The sequence below is a fragment of the Kitasatospora sp. NPDC006697 genome (assembly GCF_042869935.1).
Lineage (GTDB): Bacteria > Actinomycetota > Actinomycetes > Streptomycetales > Streptomycetaceae > Kitasatospora.
Genome location: NZ_JBIAGU010000014.1, coordinates 186,156 through 201,346, shown reverse-complemented (window position 1 = coordinate 201,346; position 15,191 = coordinate 186,156). Strand labels below are relative to the sequence as shown.

Annotated in this window: 18 protein-coding genes and 1 pseudogene; 10 read left to right on the top strand and 9 right to left on the bottom strand. The window is 70.9% G+C overall.

Features of this window, described 5'->3' with window-relative positions; genetic code table 11:
• Positions 1-9: 9 nt before the first annotated feature.
• Complete coding sequence (locus ACFYNO_RS21620; RefSeq protein ID WP_388014588.1) at positions 10-318, top strand: DCL family protein; 309 nt, start codon at positions 10-12, stop codon at positions 316-318.
• Here ACFYNO_RS21620 and ACFYNO_RS21615 read toward each other — a convergent pair.
• The 4 genes from ACFYNO_RS21615 to ACFYNO_RS21600 form a co-directional block, all read right to left on the bottom strand.
• Complete coding sequence (locus ACFYNO_RS21615) at positions 305-562, bottom strand: HNH endonuclease (RefSeq protein ID WP_388014585.1); 258 nt, start codon at positions 560-562, stop codon at positions 305-307. The two genes, ACFYNO_RS21620 and ACFYNO_RS21615, sit on opposite strands and share 14 nt — an antisense overlap.
• 293 nt (positions 563-855) lie before the next feature.
• Positions 856-1,353, bottom strand: a complete 498-nt coding sequence (locus tag ACFYNO_RS21610) for a hypothetical protein (RefSeq protein ID WP_388014582.1) — start codon at positions 1,351-1,353, stop codon at positions 856-858.
• Between the two features lie 2 nt (positions 1,354-1,355).
• Entirely contained in the window at positions 1,356-1,604 is a 249-nt protein-coding gene (locus ACFYNO_RS21605) for a hypothetical protein (protein ID WP_388014579.1), read from the bottom strand.
• Positions 1,605-1,963: 359 nt separating this feature from the next.
• Positions 1,964-3,673, bottom strand: coding sequence for a recombinase family protein (locus ACFYNO_RS21600; RefSeq protein WP_388014576.1), 1,710 nt, complete (start codon positions 3,671-3,673; stop codon positions 1,964-1,966).
• Positions 3,674-3,780: 107 nt separating this feature from the next.
• Between ACFYNO_RS21600 and ACFYNO_RS21595 the strand changes: the two are divergent.
• Positions 3,781-4,191 (top strand): annotated as a pseudogene (locus ACFYNO_RS21595) (VOC family protein); the annotation flags it as partial.
• A gap of 4 nt (positions 4,192-4,195) precedes the next feature.
• On the opposite strand, the gene ACFYNO_RS21590 reads toward ACFYNO_RS21595, so the two are convergent.
• Complete coding sequence (locus tag ACFYNO_RS21590) at positions 4,196-4,411, bottom strand: DUF397 domain-containing protein (RefSeq protein ID WP_388014573.1); 216 nt, start codon at positions 4,409-4,411, stop codon at positions 4,196-4,198.
• A gap of 3 nt (positions 4,412-4,414) precedes the next feature.
• The gene (locus tag ACFYNO_RS21585) at positions 4,415-5,275 is read right to left on the bottom strand and encodes a helix-turn-helix domain-containing protein (RefSeq protein WP_388014570.1); all 861 of its coding nucleotides are present in this window, start codon (positions 5,273-5,275) and stop codon (positions 4,415-4,417) included.
• A 259-nt stretch (positions 5,276-5,534) separates the two neighbouring features.
• On the opposite strand from ACFYNO_RS21585, the gene ACFYNO_RS21580 reads away from it, so the two are divergent.
• Positions 5,535-5,963, top strand: a complete 429-nt coding sequence (locus ACFYNO_RS21580) for an ATP-binding protein (RefSeq protein ID WP_388014567.1) — start codon at positions 5,535-5,537, stop codon at positions 5,961-5,963.
• A 68-nt stretch (positions 5,964-6,031) separates the two neighbouring features.
• Positions 6,032-8,398, top strand: coding sequence for an ATP-binding cassette domain-containing protein (locus ACFYNO_RS21575; protein ID WP_388014564.1), 2,367 nt, complete (start codon positions 6,032-6,034; stop codon positions 8,396-8,398).
• Here ACFYNO_RS21575 and ACFYNO_RS21570 read toward each other — a convergent pair.
• On the bottom strand, positions 8,383-9,186 hold the full coding sequence (locus ACFYNO_RS21570; RefSeq protein ID WP_388014561.1) for a class I SAM-dependent methyltransferase: 804 nt from the start codon (positions 9,184-9,186) through the stop codon (positions 8,383-8,385). The two genes, ACFYNO_RS21575 and ACFYNO_RS21570, sit on opposite strands and share 16 nt — an antisense overlap.
• Positions 9,187-9,317: 131 nt before the next feature.
• Between ACFYNO_RS21570 and ACFYNO_RS21565 the strand changes: the two genes are divergently transcribed.
• Both ACFYNO_RS21565 and ACFYNO_RS21560 read left to right on the top strand, forming a co-directional pair.
• On the top strand, positions 9,318-10,001 hold the full coding sequence (locus ACFYNO_RS21565; RefSeq protein WP_388014558.1) for a winged helix-turn-helix transcriptional regulator: 684 nt from the start codon (positions 9,318-9,320) through the stop codon (positions 9,999-10,001).
• A 53-nt stretch (positions 10,002-10,054) separates the two neighbouring features.
• A complete protein-coding gene (locus ACFYNO_RS21560) occupies positions 10,055-10,936 on the top strand; it encodes an ADP-ribosylglycohydrolase family protein (protein WP_388014555.1) in 882 nt (293 codons plus the stop codon).
• A 1-nt stretch (position 10,937) separates the two neighbouring features.
• Here ACFYNO_RS21560 and ACFYNO_RS21555 read toward each other — a convergent pair whose 3' ends face one another.
• Both ACFYNO_RS21555 and ACFYNO_RS21550 read right to left on the bottom strand, forming a co-directional pair.
• Positions 10,938-11,789, bottom strand: coding sequence for an NAD-dependent epimerase/dehydratase family protein (locus tag ACFYNO_RS21555; RefSeq protein WP_388014552.1), 852 nt, complete (start codon positions 11,787-11,789; stop codon positions 10,938-10,940).
• A 210-nt stretch (positions 11,790-11,999) separates the two neighbouring features.
• A complete protein-coding gene (locus tag ACFYNO_RS21550; RefSeq protein ID WP_388014549.1) occupies positions 12,000-12,359 on the bottom strand; it encodes a tetratricopeptide repeat protein in 360 nt (119 codons plus the stop codon).
• Positions 12,360-12,590: 231 nt separating this feature from the next.
• Here ACFYNO_RS21550 and ACFYNO_RS21545 point away from each other — a divergent pair, with 231 nt between their 5' ends.
• The 4 genes from ACFYNO_RS21545 to ACFYNO_RS21530 are packed head-to-tail and all read left to right on the top strand — an operon-like array spanning position 12,591 to position 15,099.
• Entirely contained in the window at positions 12,591-13,160 is a 570-nt protein-coding gene (locus ACFYNO_RS21545; RefSeq protein WP_388014546.1) for a TetR/AcrR family transcriptional regulator, read from the top strand.
• A 27-nt stretch (positions 13,161-13,187) separates the two neighbouring features.
• Positions 13,188-13,766, top strand: a complete 579-nt coding sequence (locus ACFYNO_RS21540) for a DUF4865 family protein (RefSeq protein WP_388014543.1) — start codon at positions 13,188-13,190, stop codon at positions 13,764-13,766.
• 29 nt (positions 13,767-13,795) lie between these two features.
• Positions 13,796-14,197, top strand: a complete 402-nt coding sequence (locus tag ACFYNO_RS21535) for a carboxymuconolactone decarboxylase family protein (protein WP_388014540.1) — start codon at positions 13,796-13,798, stop codon at positions 14,195-14,197.
• Positions 14,194-15,099, top strand: a complete 906-nt coding sequence (locus ACFYNO_RS21530) for a phosphotriesterase (RefSeq protein WP_388014537.1) — start codon at positions 14,194-14,196, stop codon at positions 15,097-15,099. Before ACFYNO_RS21535 ends, ACFYNO_RS21530 begins: the two co-directional genes overlap by 4 nt.
• Positions 15,100-15,191: the final 92 nt, after the last annotated feature.

Here is a 15,191-nt window from a genome sequence, read left to right as displayed (position 1 = left end):
GTGCTCCAAATGACATACACCGTTGGCACTGAGAAATTCAACACAAAGGCACATCTGACGCAGCGCTGCATTGACATCCGAAATAAGTATCAGCCTCTCAAAGACGCGACTGTTTCGGACTCTGGCGAAGATGACTTCTTGCGTGCCCTGCTGCGCTTGCATCAGGATGCCGCGGACAAGATTGGTCAGGGCATTGATCATTTCGAAGTCAGGAGAAATGAACCGTGGGGCACGTATGGGTTCTGGGCGATCCGAATCGATGGCACCGAAGATGACTTCTCGTACCCGCACATAATCGGTGGACTTAGCCCCGACTAGGCACGCGCACTGTCGAACTCATTCGAGTCTTCAACGCGTGGCAAGTGCGGCACAGCGGCCACACGTTGTCGTCAGTGTCCTCGCCGCCGAGGGCGAGCGGGGTCCGGTGGTCAACGTCGACCAGCTCGGCAGGGAAGCCCTCGCCACACAGCCCGCACACCGCGAAGCCCGCTCGGTCGATCTGCCGGCGAAGCCGCTCGGCGCCGCTGTAGTGGCGACGAGTCCCCTGTATCAGCCATTCCATAGAGTTCCTGATACAGGGGACTTGCGAGTCGTGCAGCCGGTCTACGGGCCCGGCGGAATGACCGGCGGATCGATCGGGCTGCCGTCCGGACGTCTAGGCGTCACGTCGGTGGCTAGCAGCCGGCCAGGGTGCCTGGGGTCGCTCATCGGCTGGATTCCTCGCGGCATTGGCGCCCCCCGTTGCGGACTGGCAAGCCAGTTGGCGCATCCGACCACACAGGCCGCCCCTGCGCATCCCGGGGAAAGTGTGGATAGGTACCGTCCGGGCCGGGTTCGAGCGCGTCAACGGCCATGTCAGTCGGTCGCTTCGATGTAGGCGTCCCTGGCGGCGTCCAGCTCCTCTGAGAAGGCCGCACCGATGGCCTCGGCAGCCTTCTCCACCGCGCTGGTGATGTCCTCGATAATCCGCAGGTCGTACCGGCGCGGCTCTGGAACGGTCAGCGGGTCACCGAGGTGAGACTGTGCGTTCTGTGTGGCGGTCAGGATCTTCTCGCGCTTATACCGTTCGGCACGGTGTGCAACATATGCCTTGAACCACGGCTCAGCGGAAAGGAGTTCAAGGAACTCCGCATGCAGCTCGTTGCCCCGCGTTGATCGACCCTCGGCCTGCGCCATCCACGTCTTGACGAACGCGCGGTCGTACTCGGTGGCACGCTCGGCACGGCGAGCCTGCTCGACCGCCTCGGCGCCCGCCAAAGCTGCCTCGGCCTCCGCAAGCGGAGCTGCAAACTTGTCCGCCTGGGCACGCAGCTTGGCGAGCTTGTCAGCCGCCTTGGAAACGTCAGGGTTCACTTTCAGACCTCGCGATCGGTGGGGGCGGAAACGTTGCGGCCGAGCTGCATGGCGGAAGCCTTCGCAATCTCGTAGTGGCCGAGCGAGATACGACTGATCGGGTTGATCTGGTCGTACTGTTCGGGGCGGTCGCGCTTCAGCTTGGCAAGGTGCTCCATTTCGGCGCTGTACCGGAAAGCGTCGGCGCTCCTGTGGAGCTTTGCGGTCTCCCGGTCTTCGTAGGAGTACTTGGGCGTTTCAGGGTTGGTCACGGTGTTGCCTCCGGTTGGTTGCCTGTCGGCGAAATGGGAACGTCCCTGAGGGTCAGCGGGTGTGGTGCACGGGCAGAGCGGCAATAGAGGTACGGATACTCGGTCTTTCGGGCCCGCCAGTGGGGCGCACGCTAGACCTGCACTCTCGGAGGTAGAAGAGGGGGACGAATTCCCATGGCCGTCGGCAGTGGGCTTGATCGCCCTACTGTTGTGGAGAGCGCAGACCTTTCCCGCGCCCCCGAGACGGTGACAGGGTGACGCTGGTGAGGCAAATTTCTGTTTCTCTTAGAAACTCAACATCTAGAGAAAACTGAAATCACCGTCATCAGCGTCACCCCATCACCACCCTCGCTGGGGGGCTACGCCGCGACGGGCCCGGCGAGGCGGACCCGACTGTCTGCCGCGGGGGCGGTCTGCGGCGTCGCACTCAGCTCGGTGCGGAGCCCCGCCGTCTCCTCGATCGCCGGGTCCAGCTCACCCGCGATGGTGAACGTGACCCGCCGCGTGTCCAGCTTCCGCCACCCGCCGCGGACACCCCGCCGCACGTCGAGCCGGACCCCGGCGTCTACCAACATCCGTCGCCGGCCAGCAACGTCCGCGGTCGCCCAGTCGTCCGCGTAGGTCCGTCCGGTCTCCGTGACCACCCGCGTGGGCTCGGTCTTCTCCCGGGACTCCAACTCAGCTATGCGGCTGTCCAGCGCGTCATGTCGCTTCTGCCACTCCTGCGCAGCGTGCCGAGACTTCTGCTGCCCTTGAACTTTCAGGTGCGCCGTGTACTCCGCCACGGTGGCGTTCAGCTCCGGCTCGGGGTCGTACCCGGGCACCTCTACGACAGTCTTCGTCCGGATGGGGCCGACCAGCCGCAGAAACTCCTCTTCCACGTGGTCATCTGCCCAGTCTCCCCGGACGTTCGACGGCGCCTCACACTTGTCGCCGCGGGCGTGGTGGTTGCACTTGTACGTAGCGGTCTTGCCTTCCTGCGCGTTCAAGTACATGCGCCCGCCGCACGAATCGCAGTGGATGACCCGCAGCAGCAGCGCATCCGTGTCGGACCGGTCGCCGTTCTCGATGCTGCGTTCATCAAGGATGGCGCCGATCCGGTCGAACTCCTCGCGGGTGAGGATCGGGTCCGTGGTGCACATGATCGGGTTGCCCTGGTCGTCGCGCACGGGCACGCCGTTGTGCATCTTCCAGCCGATCAGCGTCTCACTGCGCAGCATTCGGGTAATGACCGCCGGAGTCCACTTGAACGCGTCCGCCACGACGTGGGAGCCCTTCGCCCCGCCGGTCTTTCCGCCCCGCTTTCGCCCGTTCTTGACGGACCAGTAGTCGCGCGGGCTGAGTACGTCGTCGGTGTTGAGCCCCGCTGCGATGGCGGACACCGTGGCACCCTCCAGCAGCTCCCAGACGATGCGCTCAATGACCTTGACCGCGTCGGGGTCGGGCACCAGGGTCCAACCCTTGCCGCCGAACTCCTCGGGCATCGGGGCGGGCATGTAGCCGTACGGCGGACGACCACCGCCACGCCACCGAAGCGGCATCTTGCGCATGGCAGCCATGGCGCCGGTAACCCGGTCACTGATCGACTGCGATTCAACCTGTGCGGCGAACGCCAGCATGAGCATCTGGAGCTCTGCCATGGGGTCCATGGGGTTGCGGAAGTCGAACACCAGGCGCCCGCCACCGATGCCTTCGGCGAAGACCAGCACCTTGCGGTGTTCCCTCGCCCACTTGGCGAGTTCGTGCATGTGCCCCATGGACCGGATGGCGCGGTCGAAGCGCCACCACACCAGGGCGTCGAAGCTGTCCGGGTTGCTCAGCCACTGGCCGAGCTGCGGGCGGGCGAACGGACTCGTTTTGGACGCGCTGACGTCGAGGTCCACCGCCTCCCGGAGTGCGGCACCCTGCCCGAAGTCGATGTGCAGCGCTGCGGCTGCCTGATCATCCGCCTCGCGCTGCCGCTCGGGGCTGGTGGTCTCGTCCGTCAGTACGGACAAGCGGACGCAACGAACACCCCGAAGGGTCTCGTTGAACACTGTGCCGGACAACGGGTTGCGGAAGTCTTCCATACAGCGTGGGGAGGGGGAAGATTTCCCAGTACCGCACTCCGAGCCTCTGACCTGCACAGATGCCGCTGCCATCTCTCACACTCCAGAACATCCAGTTCTGTGTGTCGGGAGATACCGAAGGCAATGAGTTCTGTGTGCTGGAGCCCCGGGAGGTCTACCGGCACACCGGGCCGATCGCCGCCGTGGTGGTCGACTGCGCGGACCCGAGGGCGATGGCCCGGTTCTGGGGCGAGGCGATCGACTGGCCGCTCCACGAGGTGGCCGACGACCACGCCTCGCTCCGCTCGGCGAAGGGCACCGGGCCGTACCTGGAGTTCCTGCGCGTCCCGGGCACCAAGGCGGTACCGGACCGCGTTCACCTCGACCTGCTGCCCTACCCCGGCGACGACCCGGCGGCGGAGGCGGACCGCCTGCGCGCGCTCGGGGCGACGGATCTGGATGTGGGACAGGGCGAGGCGCCGTGGACGGTCCTCAACGACCCTGAGGAGCACGAGTTCTGCGTGCTGGCCCTGGACTGATGCGTCAGAGGCCGGTGGCCTTGAGGGCGGTGATGAAGGCCGCCCACGCGTCGCCGGGGAAGAGGAGGGCGGCTCCGGACGGGTTCTTGGAGTCACGGACGGGGACGATGCCCGGCACGCCGTCGGCAACCTCGACGCACTCGCTCTGGGCACCCGAATAGGAGGACTTCCGCCACGTGAATCCGGCGACGGAGGCGGAAGTCAGAAAACTGCTCACCATGATCTAGACCATTTCCCGTGCGATGCGCTCGATCAGCGCGATTGACCTCGTGCTTGGCAGTGACTCCGCCAGAGCCCGGCGGAACAGGTTGGTGTACCTGCCCACCTCTTCCGGCTCCTCGATGTAGAGCGTGCTGAGGAGACTGTCCACGTACACCACGTCGGTGTCGATCGCGTCCGGGAAGCTCAGGATGGCGACGGGGCCGAACAGGGCCGCGTGCACGTCCGAAGCCTCGGGCAGGATCTGCAGATTGAGGTTCGGCAGCTCAGCGGTGGCGATGAGATGTTCGAGCTGTGCGTGCATGACCTCCCGTCCGCCGATCTGGTGCTTCAGGACGGACTCGGAGATGACGGCCCACGTGCGCAACGGCGCTTCACGGGTCAGGACCAGCCGGCGCTCTTGGCGGACCTTGGTGAGCGTTTCGATCTGTTCGGGCGTCGCGTTCTCGATCTGCGTGCGCACGACGGCGCGCGTGTAGTCCTCGGTTTGCAGGAGTCCTGGAACCAAGACCGTGCTGATGCAGTACATGTCCGACGCATCCGCCTCAAGCGCGATGTAATCCGCGTACGTCGGCGACAGCGTCTCCGAGTACCGGTCCCACCACCCCCGCAGCCGTCCCTCGCGCGACAGCGCCTCCAGCCGCACCCGCTCCGCCGGGTCGTGCACCTCGTAGAAGTCGAGCAGCAGCCGCAGGTCGACCAGCCGGATGCCGGACAGGGCCGCCTCGATCCGGCTGATCTTGCTCTCGGCGCACTCCAACTGCTGCGCGGCCTGAGCGAGCGTCACCTTTCGCGCGGTCCGGAGTTCCTTCAGGGTGCGGGCCAGGCGTCGTTGACGGACCGTCGGGTTCTTGTTCACGGGCACGTCGGGTGACCTCCTCTCGCGGGTGCGCTGGTCAGTCTGCCCTCCAGGGACCGTGAAAACAATCTTTAACGACTTCCAAAGTAGTGACTTGCACCGTGGCTTCTTCTGAGAGCATGCTGACGAGCAGTAGTCGATCCGCTCACCTCAGTGATCACGACGACTCGTCGGCCGGGCCTCCCCATGTCCGTCGCCAGCCGTCAACAGGGCTGCGCAGCAGTCGGATTGCTGCCGGTGATCGATGCCCGGAAGGGGCGTTGCCATGTCCGAAACGCTGGAGAACCCGCAGGTCGTGGTGGACGAGTTCACGCGGTGGCTGCCGCGTCACGGCAAGTCGGTAGGGGGCGCGCGGGCGTTGCTGCGCGACTTCCTCGCCGCTCCGGGTGACGCCGGACCCTGTCTCACGACCGCCGAGCTGGTGGTGAGCGAGCTGGTGACCAACGCGGTGCTGTACGGGTGTCCGGACGGCGGCCAGTTCGGCGACCTGATCTTCGTGCGGTTCGAGCGCCGCCGGGGGCTGGTGCTCATCGAGGTGCACGACGCCAACGGCGATCGGCCGGCCGCCTGCCGGGCCGGAGCGGAGGACGAGCACGGTCGCGGGCTCTGGCTGGTCGAGCAGCTCGCGCAGGAGTGGGGGTGTGGACCCCGGGAGGGGATCGGCAAGCGGGTCTGGGCTGTCATCGGCGGTTAGGCTGCGACCAGGCCACCGGCTGCCGCGTGGCCTGGAACCAGCCGCACATGGATGGAGCAGAGCGCGCGATGAGCAACGTCAAGCCCCACGCAGCCGACAGCCATGACCTGATCCGGGTGACGGGTGCGCGGGTGAACAACCTCAAGGACGTCAGCGTCGAGATCCCCAAGCGGCGGCTGACCGTCTTCACCGGCGTGTCCGGCTCCGGCAAGAGCTCCCTCGTCTTCGGCACCGTCGCCGCCGAGTCGCAGCGGCTGATCAACGAGACCTACAGCGCCTTCGTGCAGGGCTTCATGCCCAGCCTCGGCCGCCCCGACGTCGACGTGCTCGAAGGCCTGACCACCGCGATCATCGTCGACCAGCAGCGGATGGGCGCCGACCCGCGCTCCACCGTCGGCACCGCGACCGACGCCAACGCCATGCTCCGCATCCTCTTCAGCCGGCTCGGGCAGCCGCACATCGGGTCGCCGAACGCGTTCTCCTTCAACGTCGCCTCGGTCAGCGGTGCCGGCGCCGTGACGATGGAGCGCGGCGGTCAACAGGTCAAGGAGCGACGCGAGTTCAGCGTGCTCGGTGGCATGTGTCCGCGCTGCGAGGGGCGCGGCAGCGTCTCCGACATCGACTACCGCCAGCTCTACGACGAGACCAAGTCGATCAACGAGGGTGCGATCACCATCCCCGGCTACAGCATCGACGGCTGGTACGGCCGGATCTACAGCGGCTGCGGCTTCTTCGATCCGGACAAGCCGATCCGGAAGTTCACCAAGAAGGAGCTGCACGACCTGCTCCACAAGGAGCCCACCAAGATCAAGGTGAACGGGATCAACCTCACCTACGAGGGACTGGTTCCCAAGATCCAGAAGTCGATGCTCTCCAAGGACAAGGACGCGCTGCAGCCGCACATCCGCGCCTTCGTGGACCGCGCCGTCACCTTCGCCACCTGCCCGGACTGCGGCGGCACCCGGCTGAGCGAGACGGCCCGGTCGTCGAGGATCGGAAAGCTGAACATCGCCGACGCCTGCTCGATGCAGATCAGCGATCTGGCCGACTGGGTGCGGGAGTTGGACGAGCCCTCGGTGGCGCCGCTGCTCGACTCGCTGCGCCAGACCCTGGACTCCTTCGTCGAGATCGGCCTCGGCTACCTCTCCCTCGACCGTCCGGCCGGCACCCTCTCGGGCGGCGAGGCGCAGCGGGTCAAGATGATCCGCCACCTCGGCTCCGCCCTCACCGACACCACCTACGTCTTCGACGAGCCCACCACCGGCCTGCACCCGCACGACATCCAGCGGATGAACGACCTGCTGCTCCGGCTGCGGGACAAGGGCAACACCGTGCTGGTGGTGGAGCACAAGCCGGAGACCATCGCGATCGCCGACCACGTGATCGACCTCGGCCCCGGCGCGGGTACGGCGGGCGGCACCATCTGCTTCGAGGGCGATGTGGCCGGGCTGCGCGCCAGCGGCACCGTCACCGGCCGGCACTACGACGACCGGGCCGCGCTGAAGCCCGAAGTCCGCACCGCCACCGGTGTGCTGCAGATCCGTGGTGCCACCGCGCACAACCTGCGCGAGGTCGACGTGGACATCCCGCTCGGGGTGCTCGCCGTGGTCACCGGGGTGGCCGGCTCCGGCAAGAGCTCGCTGGTGCACGGGTCGATGCCCGCCGACGCGGAGGTGGTGTCGATCGACCAGAGCCCGATCCGGGGCTCGCGGCGCAGCAACCCGGCCACCTACTCGGGGCTGTTGGAGCCGATCCGCAAGGCCTTCGCCAAGGCCAACGGGGTCAAGCCGGCCCTGTTCAGCGCCAACTCCGAGGGTGCCTGCCCGAGTTGCAACGGCGCCGGGGTGATCTACACCGACCTGGCGATGATGGCCGGGGTGGCCACGGTCTGCGAGGAGTGCGAGGGGCGGCGGTTCCGGGCGGAGGTGCTGGAGTACCGGTACGGCGGGCGGGACATCAGCGAGGTGCTGGCGATGTCGGTGGCCGAGGCGGAGGAGTTCTTCGGCGCCGGCGAGGCCAGGCTGCCGGCCGCCCACCGCATCCTGGCCCGGCTCGCCGATGTCGGCCTGGGCTACCTGCGGATCGGCCAGCCGCTCACCACGCTCTCCGGCGGTGAGCGCCAACGGCTCAAGCTGGCCGTGCAGATGGGGGAGAAGGGCAGCGTCTACGTGCTCGACGAGCCCACCACCGGCCTGCACCTCGCCGATGTCGAGCAGCTGCTCGGGCTGCTCGACCGGCTCGTGGACTCCGGCAAGTCGGTGATCGTGGTCGAGCACCACCAGGCCGTGATGGCGCACGCCGACTGGATCATCGACCTCGGTCCCGGCGCCGGCCACGACGGCGGCCGGATCGTCTTCGAGGGCACGCCGGCCGACCTGGTGGCCGCTCGCTCCACCCTGACGGGGGAGCACCTGGCGGACTACGTCAAGGGCTGATCGGCCGTCACCAGCAGGTAGGCGGCGTCGACCGCGACCCCGGCGCCGCCTCCGGCCCGGTTCCACTCGGTGAAGACGGCGGCCAGCTCCTGGTGCAGCTCCTCCCAGCGCCCGGCCGCCGTCAGCCGGGCGCGCTCGGCCTGGAGGTGGCCGGCGGTGCGGATCCAGAACGCGGCGCCCTCGGCGGCGGAGGGGAAGTCGAGCCGGACGACTTCCAGGGAGGTGGTGACCTCCGCGCCCGCGAACAGGGCACCCATGTACTCCGGGGAGCCCCAGCGGGCCGGCGGCTGCCCGCCGGCCGGGGGCGGCGGCAGGTAGCCGGCCATCGCGCGGTTGACGGCGGAGGTGAAGCCGTCGGGCGTCCAGGCGGCGGAGACGATCCGTCCGCCCGGGCGGCAGCAGCGCAGCAGGGCGGAAGCGGCCGCGGCGTGGTCGGGGGCGTACATCGCGCCGAAGACGGTGAGCACCCGGTCGAAGGCGCCTGTCAGGGAAGCCGCGTCCGCCTGCTGCCAGGAGATCGTCAACTCCTCCGCCCGCGCGCGCTGCCGGGCCGGCGTCAGGAGCTCGGGAGTGGGGTCGGCGGCGGTGACCAGGGCACCGCGGCGGGCGGCGGCGAGGGCCGCGTTGCCGGTGCCGGTACCGACGTCGAGTACGGTCGTCCCGGGGGCGATCCGCGCAGCGCGGACCACCCGCTCGGCCACGGGGACGAGGCGCCGGGCCATCGCGGGGTAGTCGCCCGCCGCCCAGGTCGAGGCGGAGGAGGGGGCGGGCGCTCGGGAGGTGGACACGGTGGCGGCCTCTCTGCCGGAGTAATGGGTGGTGGGGCCAGCTTCCGCCGCGGGCGGGCGCCGGCGGTGGTACAGGAACAGGACCGGTGGAGGCGGGCGGGACGGTGGGGAAGGACCTGGCGAGCGCAGACATGGAGCAGCCCACCGACAGCCCCGGCCTCGAGTACTGCCCCGTCACCGCCGCCGTGCAGGCCGTCGGCGACCGCTGGACCCTCCTGGTGCTGCGTGAACTCCTCATGGGCTCGCACCATTTCAACGACATCCACCGCGGCCTCCCCGGCGCCAACCGCACCCTGCTCTCCGGCCGGCTGCGCCGGATGCAGGCGGACGGCCTGGTGCACCGCCGGCCCGGCCCGGACGGCCGGCCGGGCTACCACCTCACCCCCGCCGGCGCCGCCCTGGAACCCGTGGTCTGGCAGCTCGGCGACTGGGCCCGGCAGTGGCACTTCGGCGAGCCGCAGCGCGAGCAGCTGGACGCGGGGTGGCTGCTCTGGCGGCTGCGGCAGTTCGTCCGGCCCGAACGGCTGCCGGACCGGCGGGTGGTGGCCGAGTTCGTCCTGCACGACCAGCAGGAGCCTCCCGAGCACGCCTGGCTGCTGCTCGCCCCGGGCGACATCAGCGCCTGCCACGTCCACCCCGGCCACGACACCGACCTCTGGGTCACCGCCGACCTGCGCGCCATGCACCGCCTGGTGGCCGGCACCACCACCCTGGCCGCCGCCGGCCTCGACCTCTCCGGCGACCCGGCGCTGACCGCCGCCTTCCCGGGCTGGTTCGCCTGGCGGGTCCCCGGAACAGGAGCTGGTCGGAGCTGACGGAGGGTCGGAAGAATGGGGGCCGTCCCGCTACGTCCGGCAAGGAGCCTCCAGTGAACACGACCCCCAGCCGCGCCAGCCTCGACGGCCTGGTGATGGGCGACGCCTTCGGCGACAGCTGGTTCCTCCGCTCCGACCAGGACGCCGAGCAGCTGCTCGCGCAGCGCCGGCTGCGCCCCGCCCCGTGGCCCTGGACGGACGACTCGGCGATGGCGATCGTCCTGCACGACCACCTGGCGGCCCACGGCGAGGTCCGGCCCGGCGTGCTGGCGAGCGCGTTCGCCGCCGAGTACCGGCGCGACCCGGACCGGGGTTACGGCCCCTCGATGCACGGGGTGCTGCGCCGGATCGAGGCGGGGGAGGACTGGCGGGCCGTCACCACCGGGCAGTTCGAGGGCCAGGGCTCCTGGGGCAACGGCGCCGCGATGCGGGTGGCCCCGCTGGGCGCCTGGTTCCACCGGGACCTCCAGGCCGTCCGCGCGCAGGCGGAGCTCTCCGCCCTGGCCACCCACGCGCACCCCGAGGCGGTGGCCGGGGCCCAGGCGGTGGCGCTGGCGGCCGCGCTGGCCGCGGCCGGTGCGGCGGGGGAGGCGCCGCCGCGCGCCGAGTTCCTGCGGGAGGTGGCGGGGCTGCTGCCGGTGAGCGAGGTGCGGTCCCGGCTGCTGGTGGCGGCCGGGCTGCCCGAGCGCAGCTCGGTCCGCCATGCGGCGGCGGTGCTGGGCTCGGGCCTGCTGGTCTCCGCACCCGACACGGTGCCGTTCGCGCTCTGGTCGGCCGCCGGGCAGCTGGACGACCTGGCGGAGGCGCTCTGGCAGACCGTGGCCGGCTGGGGCGACCGGGACACCACCTGCGCGATCGCGGGCGGCGTGGTGGCCGCCCGGACCGGTACGGGCGCGCTGCCGGAGCAGTGGCAGGCGGCCCGCGAGCCGTTCTGAGTCACCCCAGGTGCCGCGCGAACCCCTCGCGCCAGGACGGGTGCACCGGCTCCCAGCCCAGGACCTTGCGCGCGTAGGAATTGTCAGCCCCCCGCTCCCAGGGCTGTCGCGGAGCCTCCGAAGCGGCAGGCGCCGGCAGGCCGAGCGCGGCGGCCAGCGCCGGGACCCACTGCGCGGCGGCGGCCGGCTCGTCGTCCGTCACGTTGACCACGCCGGACGGCCAGTCCAGGGCGGCCACGGCGGCCCGCGCGGCGTCGGTGACGTGCAGCCAGGAGGTGACGGCCGGGCCGGCCGTCACCTCGCCCCGGCGCAGCCGCTCCTCGACGAGCCCGCCGGGGGTGTACCAGGTGCCGGGGCCGTAGAACATGCCGTAGCGCAGCACCACGTGCTCGGGCAGTTCGGCGGCGGCCGACTCCAGCACGCGCAGCGAGCCGACCAGGGCGGCCCGGTCCGCGTCGGGGTCGAGCGGGGTGGCCTCGTCGGCGGGGGTGTCGCCGCCCTGGTAGCCCCAGCTGATCGACTGGGCGACGATCCGTCGGACCCCCGCGGCGCGGGCGGCGTCGACCAGGTTGCGGGTGCCCTCGCGGCGGATCCGGGCGTTGGCGGCGAAGTCGTAGTCGGCCAGGGCGGTCAGCTGGTGGATCACGGCCTCGGGCGCGGCGGCCCGGACGGCCTCGGTCACGGCGGCCCGGTCGAAGACGTCCAGCCGGACGGCGGCGGCCCCGGCCGCGCGCAGCTGCCCGGCGCCGGCTTCGGTGCGGGTGGTCGCGGTCACCCGGTGGCCCGCGTCGCGCAGCAGCGGCAGCAGCAGTCGGCCGATGGCGCCGGTGCCCCCGGCGAGGAAGACGTGCATGGCGGAGGAGCCCTTCTGCGGCGGCGGAACCGGACGGGCTGTCAGTTGATCACGGAGCACGGTGCGCGCACGACCGGGAATCCCGGTCCGTGGACGGGGACAAGGGCGCCGTGGCCGGAAGTCGACGCTCCGTCAGCCTCCCCCGGGTGCCGCCCGCCCGCGTGGGGGTGCGGGCGGGCGGCGGTCCGTGGGGGCGGTGTCCAACGGCGCTCAGGCGAACGCGTCGTTCATCGCGGCGGCCAGCCGCAGGTGCGGGCGGGCCTCCTCGCCGCGGCCCTGGCGCTCCAGGGTGCGGCCGAGCATCAGGTGCGCGTAGCTCTCCGCCGGGTCCTGGGCGAGGACCTCGCGGAGCTCGGCGGCGGCCCGCTCCAGCTGGGCCGAGTGGTAGTAGCTGCGGGCGAGCAGCATCCGGGCGGCGAGCTGTCCGGGCTCGGCCGCGACCAGCGGCTGCAGGATGCGGGCGGCGTCCGAGTAGGCCTTGCTGTCGAAGTGCAGCCGGGCCCGGTCGTACTCCTCGGCGGGGGTGCGGTCGGCCGGGGTCCGCGGGTCGGCAGTGGTGCGGGAGGTCACGGTGACGGACTCCTTTCGGTGTTCCTGGGGTGCCGACCCGGATAACATCCCGTGAAGATTCAACTATTCCGGGGTCACTATCGCGCCCATTTCCCGTTCTGTCCAGGCCTTGGCCGCGATCCCCCCGAAGACTACTCGGCATGCACATGGCTACCGCCGGTAACCCTTCATCCGGGCTGTACCTACTGGTAGGTCTAGACGCTGTACCTACTGGTATGTACGATGATCGACATGGACACCAGCGACCGGCTCATCGAGAGCACCCAGGAGCTCCTCTGGGAGCGGGGGTACGTCGGGACCAGCCCCAAGGCGATCCAGCAGCGCTCGGGGGTGGGTCAGGGCAGCATGTACCACCACTTCCGCGGCAAGCCCGACCTGGCCGCCGCCGCGCTGCGCCGCAGCGCCGAGCAGCTGCGGGAGCTGGCCGAGCGTCAGCTGGGCGGCCCCGGCACCGCCTTCGAGCGGATCGCGAACTACCTGGGCCGCGAGCGCGAGGTGCTGCGCGGCTGCCGGATCGGGCGGATGGCGCAGGATCCGGAGGTGATCGCCGACCCCGAGCTGCGGGCGCCGGTCGAGGAGACCTTCGAGTGGCTGACCGGCCGGATCGCCGGGGTGATCGAGGAGGGCCGGGCGGCCGGCGAGCTGCGCCCCGGCGCCCCCGCCGCCGAGCTGGCCCGGGCGCTGACGGCGGTGGTCCAGGGCGGCTACGTGCTGGCCCGGGCGGCCGACTCCGCGGAGCCGTTCCACCAGGCCGTGCAGGGGGCGATCGCCCTGCTGCGCAGCCAGCTGACCGAAGACTGACCAGCCGTACGACGAATGGGGGAGCGCATGCAGGCGATGCAGTACGAGATCACCCTGCCCGCCGACTACGACATGGGGATCATCCACCGCCGGGTGGCCGAGCGCGGCCACCTGCTGGACGCCTTCCCCGGCCTGGGCCTCAAGGCCTACCTGGTCCGCGAGCGGGGCCAGGACGGCTCGCCGGTCAACCAGTACGCGCCGTTCTACCTCTGGAACACCACCGCCGGGCGCAACGCGTTCCTCGCCGGCCCCGGCTTCCGCGGCCTCTGCGCCGACTTCGGCCGGCCCGAGGTGCGCAGCTGGCCCGGCCTGGCCTTCCACCGCGGCCCGGAGTCCGGCAGCACGCCGCGGGCCGCCGTCCGCCGGCTGACCCCGGTGCGCCCGGGCACCGACCCGGGCGCGCAGCTCGACGAGGCCGTCGCCGAGGCCGCCGCGCTGTCCGGCACCGCCGGCCTGCACTCGATCGCCCTCGGCCTGGACGCCGCCCGCTGGGAGCTGGTGCTCTTCGCCCTCGGCACGCCCGAACTCGACCTGCCCGGCGACCGCTACCGGGTGCACCACCTCAGCGAGCCCGAACTCGACCGCCTGCCCGAAGGCCGCCACTGATGACACCGACGACCGAGAGGACCCCGACCATGCAGCTCACCGAGGCCACCGTGGACCGCGCCGCCGGCTACCGCACGCTCGACGACTACCAGGACCGCGCCACCCAGGAGGCCGCCCTCCCCGGCCTGGAGCGGATCGCCCCCGGCTTCCCGGACTGGATCGTCACCAGTCTGTTCGGCGGCACCTACCAGCGCCCCGGCCTGGAGCCGAGGGACCGTCAGCTGATCAACCTGGCCACCCTGGCCACGCTCGGCGGCGTCGACCCGCAGCTGACCGGCCACATCCGCAGCAGCCTGCGGGTCGGCCTGACCCGGGAGCAGGTGGTGGAGGTCTTCGTCCACCTCGCCCCCTACATCGGCACCCCCAAGGCGCTCGCCGCCCTGCGGGTCGCGGCCGCCACCTTCGAGGCGCTGGACGGAGAAGCGGCATGACGACCGGATTGGTCCGCACCGTCCGCGGCGACCTGGACCCCGCCGAGCTGGGCGTCTGCGACGCCCACGACCACCTCTTCTTCCGCTCCGCCCTGCTCCCCGGCCAGGAGCTGGACGACGTGCCGGCGGCCGCCGCCGAACTGGCCGCCTTCCACGCGGCGGGCGGCCGCGCGGTGGTCCAGTGGACCCCGCACGGCCTGGGCCGCCGGGCCGCCGAACTGCCCGCGCTGAGCGAGGCCGCCGGGGTGCACCTGGTCGCGGCCACCGGCCTGCACCGCGCGGCGCACTACCCCGAGCTGCCCGATCCGGAGCGCTGGGCCGAGCTGTTCACCGCCGAACTGACCACGGGCATCGGCCCGGACGGCCCGAAGGCCGGGCTGATCAAGGTGGCCGGCGGCTTCCACGGCCTGGACGCGCACGCCCGCCGGACCATGGCCGCGGCCGCCGCCGCGCACCACGCGACCGGCGCGCCGATCGCCGTCCACCACGAGCTGGGCAGCGCCGCCACCGAGGTGCTGGAGCTGCTCTGCGGGCGGCTGGAGGTGCCGCCGCACCGGGTGCTGCTGGGCCACCTCAACCGGTTCCCCGACTCCTGGGTGCACCGCGAACTCGCCTCCTCCGGCGCCTTCCTGGCCTTCGATGGGCCGTCCCGGGCGAACGCGGCCACCGACTGGCGGCTGCTGGACTCGCTGCGCGAGCTGGTCGAGGCCGGCCACGGCGGGCAACTGCTGCTCGGCGGCGACACCGTGACGGCGGCGGCCCGCTCCACGGCGGACGGCCCGGGCATGCCGTTCCTGCTCACCGGGCTGCGCCCGCGGATCGCCGCGCTGCTGGGCGAGCCGGTGGCCGAGCTGATCCTGCGGGAGAACCCGGCCCGCGCCTTCGCCGTCGACTGGCGCTGAACAGCAGTCAAGAGCAGCGGCCAAACGGGGTGTCATAACGGACATTTGCCCATAAACGCGATGTAATCACCGTTATGATCATCTCCTCATAC